The organism is Clostridium sp. AM46-21, assembly GCF_003480025.1.
Taxonomy (GTDB): domain Bacteria; phylum Bacillota; class Clostridia; order Lachnospirales; family Lachnospiraceae; genus Coprococcus; species Coprococcus ammoniilyticus.
In genome coordinates this window covers 20,427-36,953 of the sequence record NZ_QUIB01000022.1, presented here as the reverse complement: position 1 = coordinate 36,953, position 16,527 = coordinate 20,427, and the positions used below count along the sequence as shown (strand labels likewise).

Sequence of the window (16,527 nt, the reverse complement as noted above, 5' to 3'; positions counted from 1 at the left end):
AATAAAAAGATATACAGAAAAACAGATCCGTCGGAGGACATCATTGTTTTTCTGTATAAGACAAAAAGAAAAGCTGCCGATTCCGGCAGCTTTTCTATATTATGATAACAACGTTCTGTGTGGATTACTCCTCTGAAATTGTTCCAACAGGACATGAACCTGCACATGCACCACATGAAATACACTGTGAACCATCAATAACGAAAACACCACCGTTATCGCTAATAGCTCCAACAGGGCATGAACCTGCACATGAACCACAACCGATACATGAATCACCAATTACGAATGCCATATGATTGTCCTCCTTTTAGTAATAATAATCACATCTCGTTACCTATTTTAAATCAAAAAGTTTCTTATATCAAGTGAATTGAGATGATTTGTAAAAAATTAGTTCCTGCTAACTTGAGTCTGCCTATCTTTTCCTATAAAGGGATAGACATTTAAAAATGTGTATACTATAATGGTGAAGATATTTTTAAAATCGAAAAATGTCATATCAGATTAAGAAAGATTATAGGAAACAGGAGGAAATATACACATGGCAAAGATCAGTAAAGATATGCTTATAAATGATATTTTAGCAGTAGATGCAGGAAATGCAGCAATTCTTATGGCAGCAGGTATGCATTGTATCGGATGTCTTGCAGCAGCAGGTGAAACTCTTGAGGAAGCAGCAGCCGTTCATGGTCTGGATCCGGTAGAGCTTGAACTTGAGATCAATGACTACCTTGCAAAGAAAGAAGAACAGGCACAGGCATAATTCATATAGAATATGTATCTGGCCAGACGAAAAATACGGCGGAATCCAATGAAAAAAAGGATCCGCCGTATTTGTTTTGTCAAATCAGTTTTCTTAAAAATTACAGAGCAGACAGAGTCTGAACTGCTTCCTCTTCAATGATCGTTTTAAAATGCTCTTTGAAATGATATGGCATGGCATCTGTTATTTTCTGTGCTGTGCCGTATTCTCCAAGAATGTAACATACCCGGTTGAATTCGGGAATAGTATTCTTATCATTTGTAAATAACAGATAAAAACGTTTATTAACCGGATTCTTATAGAGTGTGTTGCTGCTGAAGTAAAAACTTGCAACCTGTTTGGATGCGTTGATAACGGTATTTAACGAGTCGAATACAAGCAGTCTCGTTAAAGTCTGTGGAGCATCCTCTTCCTGTTGTGTCTGTTTTACAGGTGCTTTTGCGCTGGATGGAATATCGGTTGAAATCTCGATATTCTTACCTGCAAGACCTGTCAGATTATTTACAAAACCTTCCAGAGCATTAAAAATTGCCTCCGGAATCTGGGATTCATCGCCATTTATACCGATATCGATATGACCGGATATTACATTATCATCAGATGGGGGATAGTCCTCATCTTCGTATTCATCATCCATATCATCGTCATAATCGGTGTCGTCATCGTCATTATTTCTGGTAAATCTGGAAAAACGTGTATCCAATTCTTCCGGATCTTCTACCTTTGTGACAATTAAAATAAGACAATCTGATGAAATCGGTATAGCTTCGATCATCAGTGGTATATCATCAACCTCAAATCCGAGTTCGTTTGATGCCTGCTGCATCATCTCACGAAACAGTTCTTTTGCTTTTGGAGATCCATAAGCCAGCTCGGAAATCTTTAATTGTTTGTCTGCTAAATCTGCTTTATTCAAAGTACATCTGATCTGATTTTCACTTAAGCGTTCAATCTTCAATAGAATCACCCCATTTCTGATAGAATACCCATGAAGGGTAGAAAATAAGTCATACAATTGTGTATTAAAACGCACCTATAGTTTACCATATTTAACTGACAAGTAAATAGGATATAATGTGAAAAATTCAAAAATAATTTATAAAATCCTGTCGAATATGAATAAAAAATAATTCCACAGTATAAATTATGTATATATGGATCAGAATGTGAAAATGAGCAGAATAGGACAGAAAATATCAGAAAAGATTAATTTTTCATAAAGTGATTGGCAGGCGTACAAATATAATGTAATATAAGAGCAGACATCTTATGAACCCTTCATCGGTTCGCTGCAGACAGATTCCGGTCTGCATAATTCCGTTTCTGGCAGACAGATATTGCTTATTACATATAGATATGAAAAGAAACACGAAAACAATGGTGTATTTGTGCCATTGGTTTGTATATAAGATTAATATTGACACATCACAGCACGAATATGTAAAAAAGCAAATGGGAATAAAATGAAAAAATGTATCGATAAAAAAGAACCGTTACATTCATGCACAAAATAACAGTGGCAGGGGTTACAGCCCCCTGCCTATTCTGTGCCCGCCTGGATATGATTAACAAGCCCATCTGCGATCGCAGCGGCAACCTGTTTTTGATAGTCTGGAGTATTTAAACTGCTGCATTCATCCGGATTACTTAAAAAGCCACATTCAACGATAACAGCAGGACAGGGGCTTTTTTTCAGAATAAGATAGTCCAGATTACCTTTGACCGGACGCTCATTATCAGAATCGAGGATCGCATGGATCGAGGCCTGGATTGATTTTGCAAGCTGTTCACCGTCTGAAGAATTCGCATAGTAAAAAACCTGAGCTCCATGTACGGAAGAATCAGAAAAGCTGTTCTGATGGATACTGATAAAAAAGTCGGAGTTATGGGATGCCACAATCTCAATCCGATGATTCAGATCGGATGTCTTTAAGCTTTCGGCAGTTTCTGTATTCAGTGAGGAGTCATCCGTTCTGGTCATATAGACTTCAAAACCGAGAGAATCCAGAATCTCTTGCAGATAAGAAGCAATCTGAAGATTAATGTCCTTCTCCTTTGAATCGTTAATTCCTATTTTCCCAGGATCGTATCCGCCATGTCCGGCATCGAGTGTGATAATATAGCCGGAAAATGCAGTTTCTGTGGTGTCACTTTGTGTTTCGTCATTTGGATCAGACTCTGAATCTCTGACACCCGGCAGCGTGGCTTTATTATCCAGATCGGACTGAGGTGATTTTGACGATATTGGATACAATAGCAAAAATACAGAAAGAGAGCAGATAAATACAAGGAGTAGAAGAAGATAACGATTTAGTTTTGGAATAAGAGACCGGAGTTCAGGTTTCATAAAAGGATCACCTGTCAGAATTCTTCTTTCTATAAATATGCAGAAACATTCCGGTCAATGCCTGTGGATTTTGTTGACATTCCGCATACAAGGCTATAAGATAAACTATGTATGTTCTATATTGGATCTGCTCGGACGTGTCTTTAAATGTCCGATCAGGGGGAAATTCGGTGAGAATCCGGTGCAACCGCCATTACTGTGTTAAGATCATAAGATGGTCTTTCAGTCAGAATACCCGCAGATTTATTCTACATACAGCTTTTGGGCGAGGGAAAAGCAAGATTTAATTCCCAGCTTATAAAAAATATACAATAGAAGAAAGGAATCGAAACGAATGAAACGAATCAGGACACTGGTGCTTTCGTTTTTATTTGCGTGCGCAGTTTTATTCGTGCCATTTGCAGTAAATGCAGGTTATGGTATTCAGAATGTTGCGGCAGCGGAAGAAGATGAAAGTACGACCGATTATAGCACAAAATATGTTGTGCTGTCTCTTGAGGGCTTTACGATCGGACAGGGATTTTATATCACACCGACTCGTATGTCTTATGAAGAGATTGGAAATGTCTGGAAACAGGAAGGGATAGACATTGATCTGTCTAAATTGACCGTTTCACAGGCAACTTATGCATTTTTCAAGAAAGCAGGACTTCAGACAGAGCCTGCAGGATCAAGTGCCTATAATGACAGCAACTTTTATCTGGCAAATATCAAAGGCATTGATAAAGGAACTGTAAAAGTTCCAACAGCACTCTTGGATGCATATAAGACACGTAACAATGGAAATGATCTGGAACTGGAGGAGAAGACAGGTACAGACCTTGCAGAACATGATTACACATCATGGTCCGGCTGGATGATCACAGTTGATAATGTGCCTTGCAATACAAGCGCAGGCGCATATCTTGTAGATCAGGGAACCGGAGCAAATACCAATGTTCTCCGTTGGCAGTTTACACTTGCCGGTTATGGAGCAGATATTGGATGTGGATTTGAAGGCTATGAAGCATATTATGTAACCCAAGACAAGACAGAGTTATATACACTTTATGCAGAGAATGAAGAAGAGATCGCAAAGGATGCCTCATTAAATGCGGAACTTCAGGCAGTTATGGCAGATCTGGATGCATCAGCAGATGATGTGGCAGCTGCTGTAAAGAAGATCAAAGCATTAGGAGAAAAACAGGTATCGATCAAGATGAACAGCAGTGTTCCATATATGACACTTACAGATGCAGATGGAAATACAGTGGCGGCTGGAGATCCGGATAGTAATTATGTATACACAGTGAAGCTTGCAGAAGGTACTTATCGCTTATCAACATATAAAATGAGTGGTATTAATAAAGTTGATATGGGTTCAATTGATCTGATCGTAACCGATGAAGCAGAGCAGTCATATGCAGTATATAGTCTGTCAGGTATTGCATGTACAAATAAGGATGCCAGCAGTGGAAAATTTTGGCAAGAAGGAGAAGATTTTACTTTTAATGTAAAGGTAGTATCTCCAGATAATGTTGATCGTCATGCTACACTTGGTTTGATGCAGGCGGAAACAAGTCAGAAAGCAGCTCAGTATGCAGTGCCTTTTTATTATGCGGATATGGTATCTGTAACTGTAACACCTGAGGGAGACCATGCACAGAATTATATAGAAAAGACAGTTTCAAAAACACTTACAGCAAACAGTTCATATGGGTATTCGATCAGTGCACCGGAAGCCAGAAAAGTAAGTGTGACATTCCCGGAAGGAGCAGAGCTTAGACTGGGAACATTGTCTACATATTATATTTATAAAGATGAACCGGGAACAAAGATAGAAGCCAAAGAGCCGGGATATGAGACATATGAATTTACGGTCGGAGCTGGTATTACATATTACTATCGTGTGACAGGTGCCGGTGGTGTTACCTACTGGGATTGGTTCTCTACCAATAAAGATGCAGATTATATGGTTAGTAAGGCGGATATGTATATCGGGGATGACTCTTTTAATCCGGATACTATATATCATGATATGTCTCAGAATAAGTATGATGTAGCAGATATTTATCTTACATCAGATGAACATGGATACCTTTCTATGAAGAAGGGTGAGACATACAGTCTGGAATGTTTCCGTAATTGGCAGGCGATCGAAGGTACTTCGAATGCTAAGAGTGCAGAACCGGATTATCATTACACGGTTATTGATGAGAATGGAAATCCATCAAATGATGTGATCACAGTTACACCGGGAGCACATTCAGAAATAGCGGAGATTCAGGCGAAATCCGAAGGAACAGCAATTCTGCTTGTGACCTACGATGCACAGATTAATATGCAGGGATATACGAAGTATACCAAGTTTAGTGCAATATGGCCTGAAAACACCGGTGTTGTAGTGGTTACTGTTGATAAGGATGGCACAGCTATTCAGACCAACATGACCATAAATGAAGGTAAAAATAAAAAAGAGGAAAAAGTAACTGGCGACAGACTGGATGCACAGTTGGATGTTCTTTATTATGAGGCAGGAACAGACGGAGCTGAGTATACATTTACACCGGAGAGTGGAGTATCCGTATCTGTCCTTCGTCCGGAGATCATAGACAATAAGCTGACATACGGCGGATTTTCTGCAAAGAACATCACAAGAAATTCAGATGGCAGTTATACAGTCGCAGGGCTTACAGAAGGACCAAATATTGTTAAAGTTACAAAGAATGGTGTCAGTACTTATCAGGTGATACGTGCAAAAGAAGTTGCAGTATCATACAAATATAAAGATGCAGATGGAAATGAAATAACCGCAGATGAATTGACAGCGGGTGATTCCATTGAGATCAGCTATGGAGAAAGAAGTGAAGACGGTAAGCGTTCTTATAATGGCTTATACAATCCTGCCAGTAAATTAGCAGGTGTGTATAATATGGATGCAGCAATCTGCTTTTTTGACACAACAGGAACAGAATATGTTGGAAAACTAAACCAGTATATGTTTGCATCAACACCGGCTTCACAGACGATTACGGTTACGATCCCGACTTATTTTGCAGGTGATACATTCCGTCTGACAGGATGTCTGAAAAACGGAATAGGTGGATGGAGTGCTTATGGTTCACCATACGGTTCTCATCGGGCAGTTCGCCATGACACAGGTGTACCGGTACAGATGGCAGCCAGCCGTCATACCGCTTATATGTGTAATCTTCCGGATGTAGAATTCAAGCTTGTAGCTTCTGATTTCGTACCGGTAACATTGAATATAACAGACAGTCAGACGAAAAAACCGGTTACAGATTATACAATTCAGATCTTAGATGAAGATAAGAAAGAAACAAAAGTAACGGATGGAGTTTTCAAGGGATTTGTAGGAAAAACATATTCATATGTCATTTGTGCATCAGGTTATATATATAAGACAGGAACGATTGAGATTCCGGAGGATACAGACAGTATTACAAAGACGATCCGTCTGACACCTGCCGATGCTCAGGCGTGGGATGGACAGACTATGACTGAACCGAAACAGTCAGATGGTGTATACCAGATTGGAACCGGAGCAGAACTTTACTGGTTCGCAAATGAAGTAAAGACAAAATACACGATCAATGCGGTTCTGACTGCAGATATCGATCTTGCAGGATATAAGTGGATCCCTGTCAAACCGAATAGTTCAAGTTATGGTTATGCAGGAACATTTGATGGACAGGGGCATACAGTCAAGAATCTGTATGTGGACAATGTTCAGGATGCAGGTTTATTCGGATCAGTAACAGGTCAGATCAAGAATCTGACAGTAGAAGGAAATATTTCTGCAAGCACAGCAACACATGCCGGCGGAATTGCAGGTATGCTTAAGGAAAATGCAGGAAAAAATGTATTGATCTCAAATTGTGTTTCAAAGGTTAATATCACATTTACAGGAACTTCAAATTATGTTTATGCAGGTGGTATCGTTGGATATTGCGGAGCAAATTCAGATACCAGTACAAATGTGATTGACAACTGTAGCTATTACGGCACGATCACTGCTAAAAATGGCAGTTGCGCAGGTGGTATTCTTGGTGCAATGACAAATAGAAATGTTACAATCAAGAATTCCTCAAATTATGGAACGGTTATAGCAAAGAATAACGTAGGTGGTATTCTTGGTATTCATAATGAAGCCAGTTCAAAAGCACCTGCCGGTAAGATCATTGACTGCTATAATGCCGGTTCAGTATCAGGTCAGACAAATGTAGGTGGAATTGCCGGATGCTTTAAAGGCAAGGCAGCAAACAACGCAGGTGTAGAGATGTCAGGTTGTTATAGTGGCGGAGAAATTCTGAGCACCAGCCAGACAAAGGAACAGACAATATTTACAGGACAGTCAGCATATATGACATTATCTGATTCGGTTTATTCATGTGCAGATGAAGCAAGCAGCACATTTACAGAGGATCAGGCAGTATATGTATCTCCTGCTGATATAGCAGCAGTAAAGAAGCTGACAGCAGAAACAGTTTCAAAGAAAGCTGATAAGGATACGCTGGATCGTATAGCTCCAGTTATCAATGTGCTTGCAAATGTTCCGTTATCAGCAGAAGATCAGACATTTGTAGATCTTTATAAAGAGTTACAGGCAGCGGTTGCTGATCAGAAGCATGTTAAAGTCGGTGTATATGACTATACAGCAACAGCAGCGGGAATTAAGGGTGCATCTGAAAATGGTGTGATCCTTGATGACGTAGAAGTTGATGCAGCGACTGCAGTGGATGCTGTTGAGAAGGCGTTAAAGGAGAACAACATTCCATATGTTCTGGCAGATACAGGATATGGACCATATATGGAATCCATCAATGGACTGACAGTTCAGGCTGAATATACGATGTCAGGATGGATGTTCTCATACAACAAAGATGATTTCTCCAATATGGGCTTATCAGCTACAACGATCCAGGATGGAGATGTATTAGAATTCCACTATCAGCTTACAGGTGGCGATGTTGCATCTGCATATTCAGGTCTTCCAACATTGAAAGAGCTTATAATTGGAAGTAGTCAGATGAACTTTGAGGTATCATCTACATACGATGCTCAGTGGAATCAGATCATTACTTATAGGATGAATGGAGAAGAACTTGCCGGAACCGGTACAGAGAATGATCCATTTATTGTAAACGTAGATTTATTCAAGGACACAGACCTTACAGCTCTGCCAGTCAGCTACAAGACAGAGGCAGATTCACATTATGTAACAGTTGATGGACTTTCCAATGTTATGGATCTGACAGATGGAGTGCTGTGTCATGTAACATCCGGAGCAGGAAGAACTGCATGGTACAAGATCACTGCGACAGCAGAGACAGAAAAGGCATTGACAGATGCAAATACAAAGGTAGTAGTTGCAGATGCAGTTTATACCGGAGAAGAATTAAAACCGGAAGTAAAGGTATATGTAAACGGTAATCTGATAACAGAAGAAAACTATGATGTCGTATTTGAAAATGCGCAGAATGCCGGAACAGCTACCTGTACGGTAACAGGTAAGGGCGAATTCTCCGGACAGGTTCAGACAACCTCGAGATCAAGAAAGCAGAACAGCAGATCACAAATGTACCGGAAGACCGGAAGGTCGTATACGGACAGAAGGCAGATATCGAAGTTGCAGCAGGAGCAAAGACAACTCCTGTATTATCATCTGATAAAGAAGCTGTTGTATCAGTAACAGAAGATGGCAAGCTTCAGATCAATGGTATCGGAACAGCAGTTATTACAATTACAGCACCGGAGAGTGACAATTATCTGGCAGCTACAGCTTCCTTTAAGGTTACAGTTATGGGAGATCTGAGCAAGGCAACAATTGCTCCGGTTGCTTCTGTAGAATATACCGGAAAGGTGATCGTACCGGAACTTACAATCACAGATGGCACATATCAGCTTGTAAAGGATGTTGATTATACGGTTTCAGGACAGCGTGTATCTGTCGGAAAGGCTACAGCAACGATTCGTGGAATCGATGGAAGATATGCAGGTTCACGGACAGTTACATTTGAAATTGTGAAGGCAAAACAGGAAATCCAGGTTGCATCTAAGAGCATAGAGGTAACAGAAGGTACAGATCCGTTTGTTCTTGCAGCCGATGGTCATGGTACATTGACATTCGTTTCATCGGCACCTGCAGTTGCAGAGATCGATGATACAGGTCTTGTAACAGTAAAGGCAGCAGGATTTACAGATATTACGATCAAGACTGCCGGAACAGCAAATTACGAAGCTGCAGAAACAGTAGTTCGTCTGACTGTTAAGAAAAAGGCGGATACAGAAGATCCTGATAAGACAACAGAAGATTCTTCTGATTCAACTACAGAAGAACCGACAACAGAGAAACCAAGTACAGAAGAGCCAACTACAGAGACTCCGGATCAGAAGGTTACACTGACTGCCAAAAACACTGTTGTAACAGTTCCAAGTGTTACATATACAGGTAAGGCACAGAAACCGGCTGTAAAGGTTACAGTATCCGGCAAGGCATTATCAACCGATGATTATTCTGTAGCATATTCAAATAACAAGAATGCAGGAATCGCAAAGGTAGTTATTACCGGTAAGGGCAACTATACCGGTAAAGTAGAAAGCACATTTGTGATCAAGAAAGCATCACAGACGATCCAGAAGCAGACAGTATATGCATACAGTAAGTATGTGAAGATGAAGGCTTCTGCAAAGGGCAAGGTTACTTATACATCTTCTAATAAGAAGATCGCAACTGTAAATAAGAAGACCGGCTTTGTTACCGCAAAGAAGCCAGGTAAGGTACAGATCAAAGTAACAGCCGCAGCAACAGCAAATTACAAGAAGAGTACAGGAACGATCACCTTGATTGTTGTACCTGCAACACCGACTGTAAAGAAGGCTGCTGCATATAAGACCAAGGCAATCAAGGTTTCTTACAAGAAGGTATCAGGTGCAAGTGGTTACCAGATCACATATGCAACAAATAAAGCATTCAAGAATGCAAAGAGTACATATGTAAGCAGCAAGAAGTCAAGTGCTGTGATCAAGAACCTGAAAAAGGGTAAGAAATATTATGTCAAGGTAAGAGCATATAAGAAGATCAATGGAAAGAAGTTCTACAGTGTTTACAGTGGTAAGACGTCTGTAAAGACAAAATAATAAAAAAGATACATGAAGCCGTAAGGTGATATGTATTACGGATAAACATTGATCTGTCAGTAAAAGGAATACCGGCTACTATCCGGAAGCGTTGTAAAACGAACGGATGGCAGCCGGTATTTGCAATATACCGGGAAACATTGTATGGTATAGAAGATAATCTATGAAGACAGATACAGCATATAGCTGTAGGAAAATACAGGAAAGAGGAAAGCTGATTATGGCAGAAAACGATCTGACAAAAGAAAACTGTATGGAAATGCTGCGTGCTACATATAAACAACTGGAACGCTATCCGAAAAAATCAGACTTCACGGTGGAGGAGGTAGCCGCGGTAAAATCCTATTTTGGACCCTGGCCAAGAGCACTTGAAGCGTGTGGAATACTGCCGGATCGTTCGGCGGAACGGGAGGCAGCAAAGCTGCAGAAACGGATTGCTGCGAAAAGGCGGCAGACACAGTATAAGCTGGAACGTCAGGGCAGATTAAAAGAGCAGACAGATGATAAGAAACAATGAAAAACTCCAGATGCCGGGAAACGCATCTGGAGCTAGTCTGAAATATGAGGGGGCTCAAGAAATCACAGGATGGTACCTTTGAGCAAAATGGCAACAAACAAAATAAAACAACATGTGGCAAAGATACCAAACTTAACTTTGAGATAATTGCAGCGTGTAAAAGACCTCTCTGTCTTAAAAAATGTGCTGCGCTCAATCCTGTTCTGTTCTCTGCTTGAATACTTCATAAGCACCATCCCTTGTCTTGATGATGTTACTATAAAGGATGGATGCATCATAATTTGCAAAAAAATGCATCTATTCTGCATATTTCTTCTAAAGAAGTATTAAGCATCTGTTAATTATAAAAATATCGATTCATCTGGTAGAAGAACAATCCGTTTTTCATATAAAAGTTGTATTCTTCTGTTGTATCGGCTTCTAATTCCATACTAATCTCAGTAGTGTAAGTATAATAGGTATGAGCGGTCAGAGGTGTTCCTGTCAGCTTTTCAAATAACTGCAGATCAGAATCCGGTATCTCTGTTGGAGTCATACCTGCACCGTTTCCGGATCCTTTCTCAAAGCTGAGCTCATAATAAGAGACTAATATATCGTATAGAGTGTCAAAACAAGTGTCACTGAACGTAGTTGAATTACCGACATGGCTTCCTAAAAAGTTATACAGTGGAAGTATATAATCATTGTAATATTCCAGTTCTACCAGACTTTCTTTATTGTAGAAAGTGTTAGAATTAGGGTCCAGATTCATTGTAAATGTAATCAGTTTGTTCGTGTCATAATCCAGAAAACAATTCATTTCAAATCCAAAATAGTAGATATTAACCACCCATATCGTAAAACTGCGGTAAGAATTTTCGTCTGACGTTGCAAGATATTTGGATATATACATCTCATAGATACCATTTACAGTGAAATCACAGGAGAAATAATCAGAGAAATACGATGTCAGTTCATTTACGGTTACATCATGGATCTCACTGTAGGAATGTTTGTCCGTATAATCAAAGTTCAGATCGGTGTAATAACATTCTCCGTTTATGATGTTGATCTTCTCAAGCAGTGTCAGTTTATTTGTTACATCGAGATTGTTCGGACTGATCTCGTGGCTGGATACGGAATTCAATGTTTTCCTGTCCTGAATACGAAAATACAGATTCGAGGCAATGATACAGATCACAAAAATTGCAATGCATATTATAAACCAGAGAAGATTCTTGTATAGGAAATGAAGAATACCGCGTGCTTTTCCGGTATGTTCGACAGAGGGAACAGTACCTTCTTCACTCTCATTTATCATATCATTTACTTCTGATTCAGAGATATCATCGTCTTCCTTATGGGCAGCGGTCAGTTCATAGGAAGCAATGACAGATTCTTTATTTTCTTCGTTACTCATGATGTGCCGCCTCCTTTATATTTGGTAATGTAATAGTGACAACCGTACCGCGTCCGACGGCACTCTTGTATTTGATCTTAGCCTGATGGATCTCTGCAATCTTGCTGCAAATAGCAAGTCCGAGTCCGGCTCCGCCCTGCGCACGGGATCTGGATTTGTCGATTCGGTAGAAAGCTTCACTGATTCGTGTGATTTCTTCCGGTGGCATTCCCCGTCCGTTATCTTTGATAATGATTACATAATTATCATCCCTTACAGTTCCGGCTACATGGATAAGACCATTGTCGTCGATCGCTTTTCTGGCGTTATCAATGATATTGATGATCAGAGACTGAAAGAGGTCGATGTCCATCATACAGCAGCCCTTTCGGCAGCTTGACTTTAATGTTATATGTTCCTTTGCCAGCTCCGGCTTCATAACATTGATCACATTCTGGATCGCGAGGGAAGGATCGGTCGGTGTTAATATGGTTTCCTGATTTTTTACAACCAGAAGATCCAGTAATTTTAAAGATAAGCTCTCCAGACGTTTTCCTTCTGAGAAGATATAGTTGGCTGCTTCATTTGTTTCGTCTTCACTCATATTCTGGCTTCGCAGAAGATCGGCATAACCGATGATCGAAGTCATTGGGGTCTTTAATTCATGTGCGAAGCTTCCCATAAACTGTTCCTGTTTTTCCATAGAGAAATGAAGTTCTGAGATGTTATCTTCGATAGTATCTGCCATGTTGTTGAAATCATTTGCGAGTGCCTCAATCTCATCGCCGGAGTGGATGTGCAGACGGGCAGAGTAATCACCGTGGGAGATATGCTGCGCAAGTGATGATAATTTTTCCAACGGCTTTGTAAGCAGGCTGGCTGCGATCATGGATGTGATACTTCCGACAACGAAGATCGCGATCAACAGCAGACGGAATGTATTCTGTTCCTGCGCACGAGCAGCATACACGGAAGTGATGTCATAGACAATGTCCATCTGTGAGATGTCCAGATTTTCTGTATTGATATCCATGGAACTGCATAATTGCAGATAGTAGTTATTATTTTCTCTCCAAATGATCGAATTACAGGTATTTTCATCCGATGGTTTCATTTCTTTATATGTAAAGGATGAATTCATGATGCTTACGACTTCCATATCCGAATTTCGAAGAATGATATTCTTACGGTTGGAGTTTCCCTGAGCTGAAAGCTGGTTAATGATATTAGACATGTCGATATAAGATGATACAGAATTTGTATCAACAGCAATCAGCAGAGTACTCTGAATACTCTCATAATTTTGCAGGTCACTGTCGATGGTGGAAGATAACGAGGTTTTGAATGATCGGTGGATCAGCATGGTTCCTCCGAGACCGAAGGACAGTCCCAGAAGTGCAACCATACATAATACAAGTTTATGCTTAAATTTCATAGAAACTCCTTTTTAAATCTCCAGACGGTATCCGATCTTGTTGATGGTCTTTAAGCAGTCTTCCAGTCCGAGTTTTTTTCGCATACGCTGGACATGAAGAGCAACCGTCCGGCTGTCACAAGGATAGTCACCACCCCAGATACGCTCATATATCGTTTCACGATAGAGCGCAACTCCCGGATTTTGTGCAAATAACAATAACAGCTCATATTCTTTGTTCGTCAGTGGAATCTCTTTTCCATTTTTTGTGACGCTCATCGCAACTGTATCAATAACAAGATCGCGGACGGTGATCGTTGTATTCAGCTTATTATATCTCCGGAGAACAACTTCAATCCTTGCAAGAAGCTCAACGATCTCAAATGGTTTTACAATATAATCCTCGGCTCCCATCTTCAGACCCATGACACGGTCGTTCAGGGAGTTTTTTGCTGTAATAAAGATAACCGGTATTTTTAATGGTTTGATATATTCAAGAACATCATAGCCGGATGCACCCGGAAGCATGATGTCGAGCAGAACCAGATCAAAAGGGGTTTCTTCCAGTATGTCTGCGGCAGCAAGTCCGTCATAAATACAGGTACAGGAATAGCCTGCCTTTGTCAGACTCATTTTGATCAGGTTTGCAATAGGTTTTTCGTCTTCAACTACTAGTATATTAATCATAGATATAACCTCCAAAGGGGTTCGCCTTCCAATGACCCCATACCCTGTAATTCTACTATATTTTACAAAAACTTGAAAGAGAATAATGCCGAAAAAAAGAGATTTAAGGTTTCGCCCGGCTCCTCCCGGTTGTGTATTGCCCCGCTTCATGTCTGCCCCTTCCGGCTGGATTCTTTGCATATAAACTCGCATATTTTCTATGAATTGTACCTGCCTTATTTGCTCATGCTCCTGCGCAAACTCGCCTTCGGCTCAAACATGCACCCGCATTCGCTGGCAAGGTACAAGTTCATAACGAAAATATTGCTTTATGTTTATATGCAAAGAATCCAGCTGGTAGTAGGCAGGCGCGAAGTTGGGTAATACATAGCCGGTAGTGGGTAGGTGCGAGGACAAGCCGGGCGTGGCAATGCGGAACATTGGGTAGTTCACAAGATGTTGTTTAGATGGTATATTAATAAGGAATTGGATGAAAAACGAATACGCTATGTGTTTTATAGAAAAGGGCAATATTTCTTAATAAAGGACAATGATGAATTATGACAAAGGATGAACTTCAGAGATTGGAACATAAGATAATGGATGGATATCGTATCAGCAGGGAGGAAGCAGAGCGGCTTATCGATGTAGATCTGTCAGAACTTTCTGAAGCGGCAGACCGGATCCGACTGCATTTCTGTGGAAATGTCTGCGATGTCTGTTCTGTGGCGGCTGTTAAGGTTGGACAGTGCGGTGAGGACTGTCTGTACTGCGCACAGTCAACCAGAGCAAAGGAGAAGGTCCCGGCGGAATGTGTACTGGGTGAGCAGATCCTGACCGATATAGCGGTTCAGGATAAGAGCCGTGGTTCTTACCGGTACGGGCTTGTATCTGTTGGACGGCGGCTGTCGAAACGGGAGGTAGCACTGGCAGTTCAGAATGTGGAGGATATCAGGAAGACAGCAGATATCCATGTCTGTGCATCTCTTGGTATGCTGGATGAGGAGGATTTCATAAAGCTTCATGAAGCTGGTATGACAATGGTTCATAATAACATGGAAGCATCGGATGCGTTCTTTAAGACCTTGTGCACGACGCATACATCAGATGATAAGAGAAAGAGTATCCGTGCAGCTAAAGCTGCTGGGATGAAAGTATGCAGTGGTGGACTGATCGGACTGGGAGAGACGCTTTCGGATCGGATCGACCTGGCATTTTCGTTAAGAGAGCTGGATGTGGACTCGGTTCCGATCAATATGCTGAATCCGATTCCGGGAACGTATTTTGAACATCAGGAGCCGATGAAGCAGGAGGAGTTCCTCCGGACGGTGGCTGTTTTTCGTTTTATCCTTCCGGATACCTTTATCCGTCTGGCGGCAGGCAGAGCCTATTTGCCGGATAATGGCAAGGCAGCTCTTCGTGCCGGGGCAAATGCCGTGATCAGCGGTGACTTTCTGACAACGACCGGAATCACATTTGAAACTGACCTGCAGATGATCCGTGAACAGGGCTACGAGATTGGAGCACCAGAGCCCGGCACCCGCATGGACTTTTAAAATGAAATTACCGGTTGTTGAATTTTCTGAGAGAAACATATATTATGAATATGATTGGAACATAGAATCAGGTTTAAATGTGATCAGGAAAATTATTTAGATATATTTAATTGAAAATCAGGCGATTTTAATAATTATAGAAAGAAAGAGGTACAATATGAATATTTATGACAGAATGATGGCGATAGGAACAAAGATGACGGAGATGGATGCATCGACATATCAGGGAGCATTTATCGGCAAGATCTCATATATGGCAGAGAAGGAACAGGCTGGACAGGCAGACAGTATCCGCTATGAATTCGGGGCTGTAAAGGAGAATGCATTTATGTACATCCTTCCGATCCTCGGTTATGTGGATGGCGTAGAGACACCGGTAGAGAAATTTACCGTGACACTTGTAAAGCCATCCGATAAAGAGAAGGAATTGAAGCGCGTAGAGGCTGCATCATATGATAATGCAGAGGAGTTCCACACATTTTCAAAAGAAGAGGTTTACAGCTTCAGCAAGGAGACAGGTGATCAGAATAAGATTCATCTGACCGATCATCCGGTTGTTCAGGGTATGTTGCTTCTTCGTACAGCGGCTGTAAAATCAGAGGACGTATCCAGAATTGATGTTAAATTTGTAGAGCCATCTTATGCAGAAGAAGAGTTAAAGTGGGCATTTGACGGAAGAGATCATGTGCTGTTCGCAGATGGTTATGTAAAAGCGACGTTCCGTATCAAATAATTGCTGGCAT

General features: G+C 40.9%; 12 protein-coding genes and 1 riboswitch. Of the genes, 6 read left to right on the top strand and 6 right to left on the bottom strand.

What is annotated here, in order from left to right; all coding sequences use genetic code 11:
- Window positions 1-124: 124 nt before the first annotated feature.
- Window positions 125-295, bottom strand: coding sequence for a 4Fe-4S binding protein (locus DW959_RS13275; RefSeq protein ID WP_004852414.1), 171 nt, complete (start codon window positions 293-295; stop codon window positions 125-127).
- 249 nt (window positions 296-544) lie between these two features.
- Here DW959_RS13275 and DW959_RS13270 point away from each other — a divergent pair, with 249 nt between their 5' ends.
- Entirely contained in the window at window positions 545-766 is a 222-nt protein-coding gene (locus DW959_RS13270) for a DUF1858 domain-containing protein (RefSeq protein WP_021944218.1), read from the top strand.
- Between the two features lie 100 nt (window positions 767-866).
- Here the strand turns inward: DW959_RS13270 and DW959_RS13265 are convergent, their stop codons facing one another.
- Together DW959_RS13265 and DW959_RS13255 are read right to left on the bottom strand one after the other, a co-directional pair.
- The gene (locus DW959_RS13265; RefSeq protein ID WP_117784703.1) at window positions 867-1,724 is read right to left on the bottom strand and encodes an adaptor protein MecA; all 858 of its coding nucleotides are present in this window, start codon (window positions 1,722-1,724) and stop codon (window positions 867-869) included.
- 582 nt (window positions 1,725-2,306) lie between these two features.
- A complete protein-coding gene (locus tag DW959_RS13255; RefSeq protein WP_021944216.1) occupies window positions 2,307-3,113 on the bottom strand; it encodes an N-acetylmuramoyl-L-alanine amidase in 807 nt (268 codons plus the stop codon).
- Between the two features lie 110 nt (window positions 3,114-3,223).
- A riboswitch (cobalamin riboswitch) is annotated at window positions 3,224-3,371 on the top strand.
- A gap of 76 nt (window positions 3,372-3,447) precedes the next feature.
- Here DW959_RS13255 and DW959_RS13250 point away from each other — a divergent pair.
- The 3 genes from DW959_RS13250 to DW959_RS13240 all read left to right on the top strand — a co-directional run bounded on the left by DW959_RS13250 (window position 3,448) and on the right by DW959_RS13240 (window position 10,770).
- Window positions 3,448-8,805, top strand: a complete 5,358-nt coding sequence (locus tag DW959_RS13250) for a DUF4430 domain-containing protein (protein ID WP_118484724.1) — start codon at window positions 3,448-3,450, stop codon at window positions 8,803-8,805.
- A 110-nt stretch (window positions 8,806-8,915) separates the two neighbouring features.
- Window positions 8,916-10,253, top strand: coding sequence for an Ig-like domain-containing protein (locus DW959_RS13245; protein WP_118484723.1), 1,338 nt, complete (start codon window positions 8,916-8,918; stop codon window positions 10,251-10,253).
- A 163-nt stretch (window positions 10,254-10,416) separates the two neighbouring features.
- Window positions 10,417-10,770, top strand: a complete 354-nt coding sequence (locus DW959_RS13240; RefSeq protein WP_117808581.1) for a hypothetical protein — start codon at window positions 10,417-10,419, stop codon at window positions 10,768-10,770.
- 337 nt (window positions 10,771-11,107) lie between these two features.
- Here DW959_RS13240 and DW959_RS13235 read toward each other — a convergent pair whose 3' ends face one another.
- Genes DW959_RS13235 through DW959_RS13225 form a run of 3 tightly spaced genes read right to left on the bottom strand, consistent with a single transcriptional unit; the run spans window position 11,108 to window position 14,249 of the window.
- A complete protein-coding gene (locus tag DW959_RS13235) occupies window positions 11,108-12,169 on the bottom strand; it encodes a hypothetical protein (protein WP_021944213.1) in 1,062 nt (353 codons plus the stop codon).
- A complete protein-coding gene (locus DW959_RS13230) occupies window positions 12,162-13,583 on the bottom strand; it encodes a HAMP domain-containing sensor histidine kinase (RefSeq protein WP_117808582.1) in 1,422 nt (473 codons plus the stop codon). The genes DW959_RS13235 and DW959_RS13230 overlap by 8 nt, the downstream gene beginning before the upstream one ends.
- A 12-nt stretch (window positions 13,584-13,595) precedes the next feature.
- Window positions 13,596-14,249: a response regulator transcription factor gene (locus tag DW959_RS13225; protein ID WP_117784708.1), complete on the bottom strand. Its 654-nt coding sequence runs from the start codon at window positions 14,247-14,249 to the stop codon at window positions 13,596-13,598.
- A gap of 539 nt (window positions 14,250-14,788) precedes the next feature.
- Between DW959_RS13225 and bioB the strand changes: the two genes are divergently transcribed.
- Both bioB and DW959_RS13215 read left to right on the top strand, forming a co-directional pair.
- On the top strand, window positions 14,789-15,784 hold the full coding sequence (bioB, locus tag DW959_RS13220) for a biotin synthase BioB (protein ID WP_118484719.1): 996 nt from the start codon (window positions 14,789-14,791) through the stop codon (window positions 15,782-15,784).
- A gap of 157 nt (window positions 15,785-15,941) precedes the next feature.
- Complete coding sequence (locus tag DW959_RS13215) at window positions 15,942-16,517, top strand: hypothetical protein (RefSeq protein ID WP_021943113.1); 576 nt, start codon at window positions 15,942-15,944, stop codon at window positions 16,515-16,517.
- The last annotated feature ends 10 nt before the right edge of the window (window positions 16,518-16,527 follow it).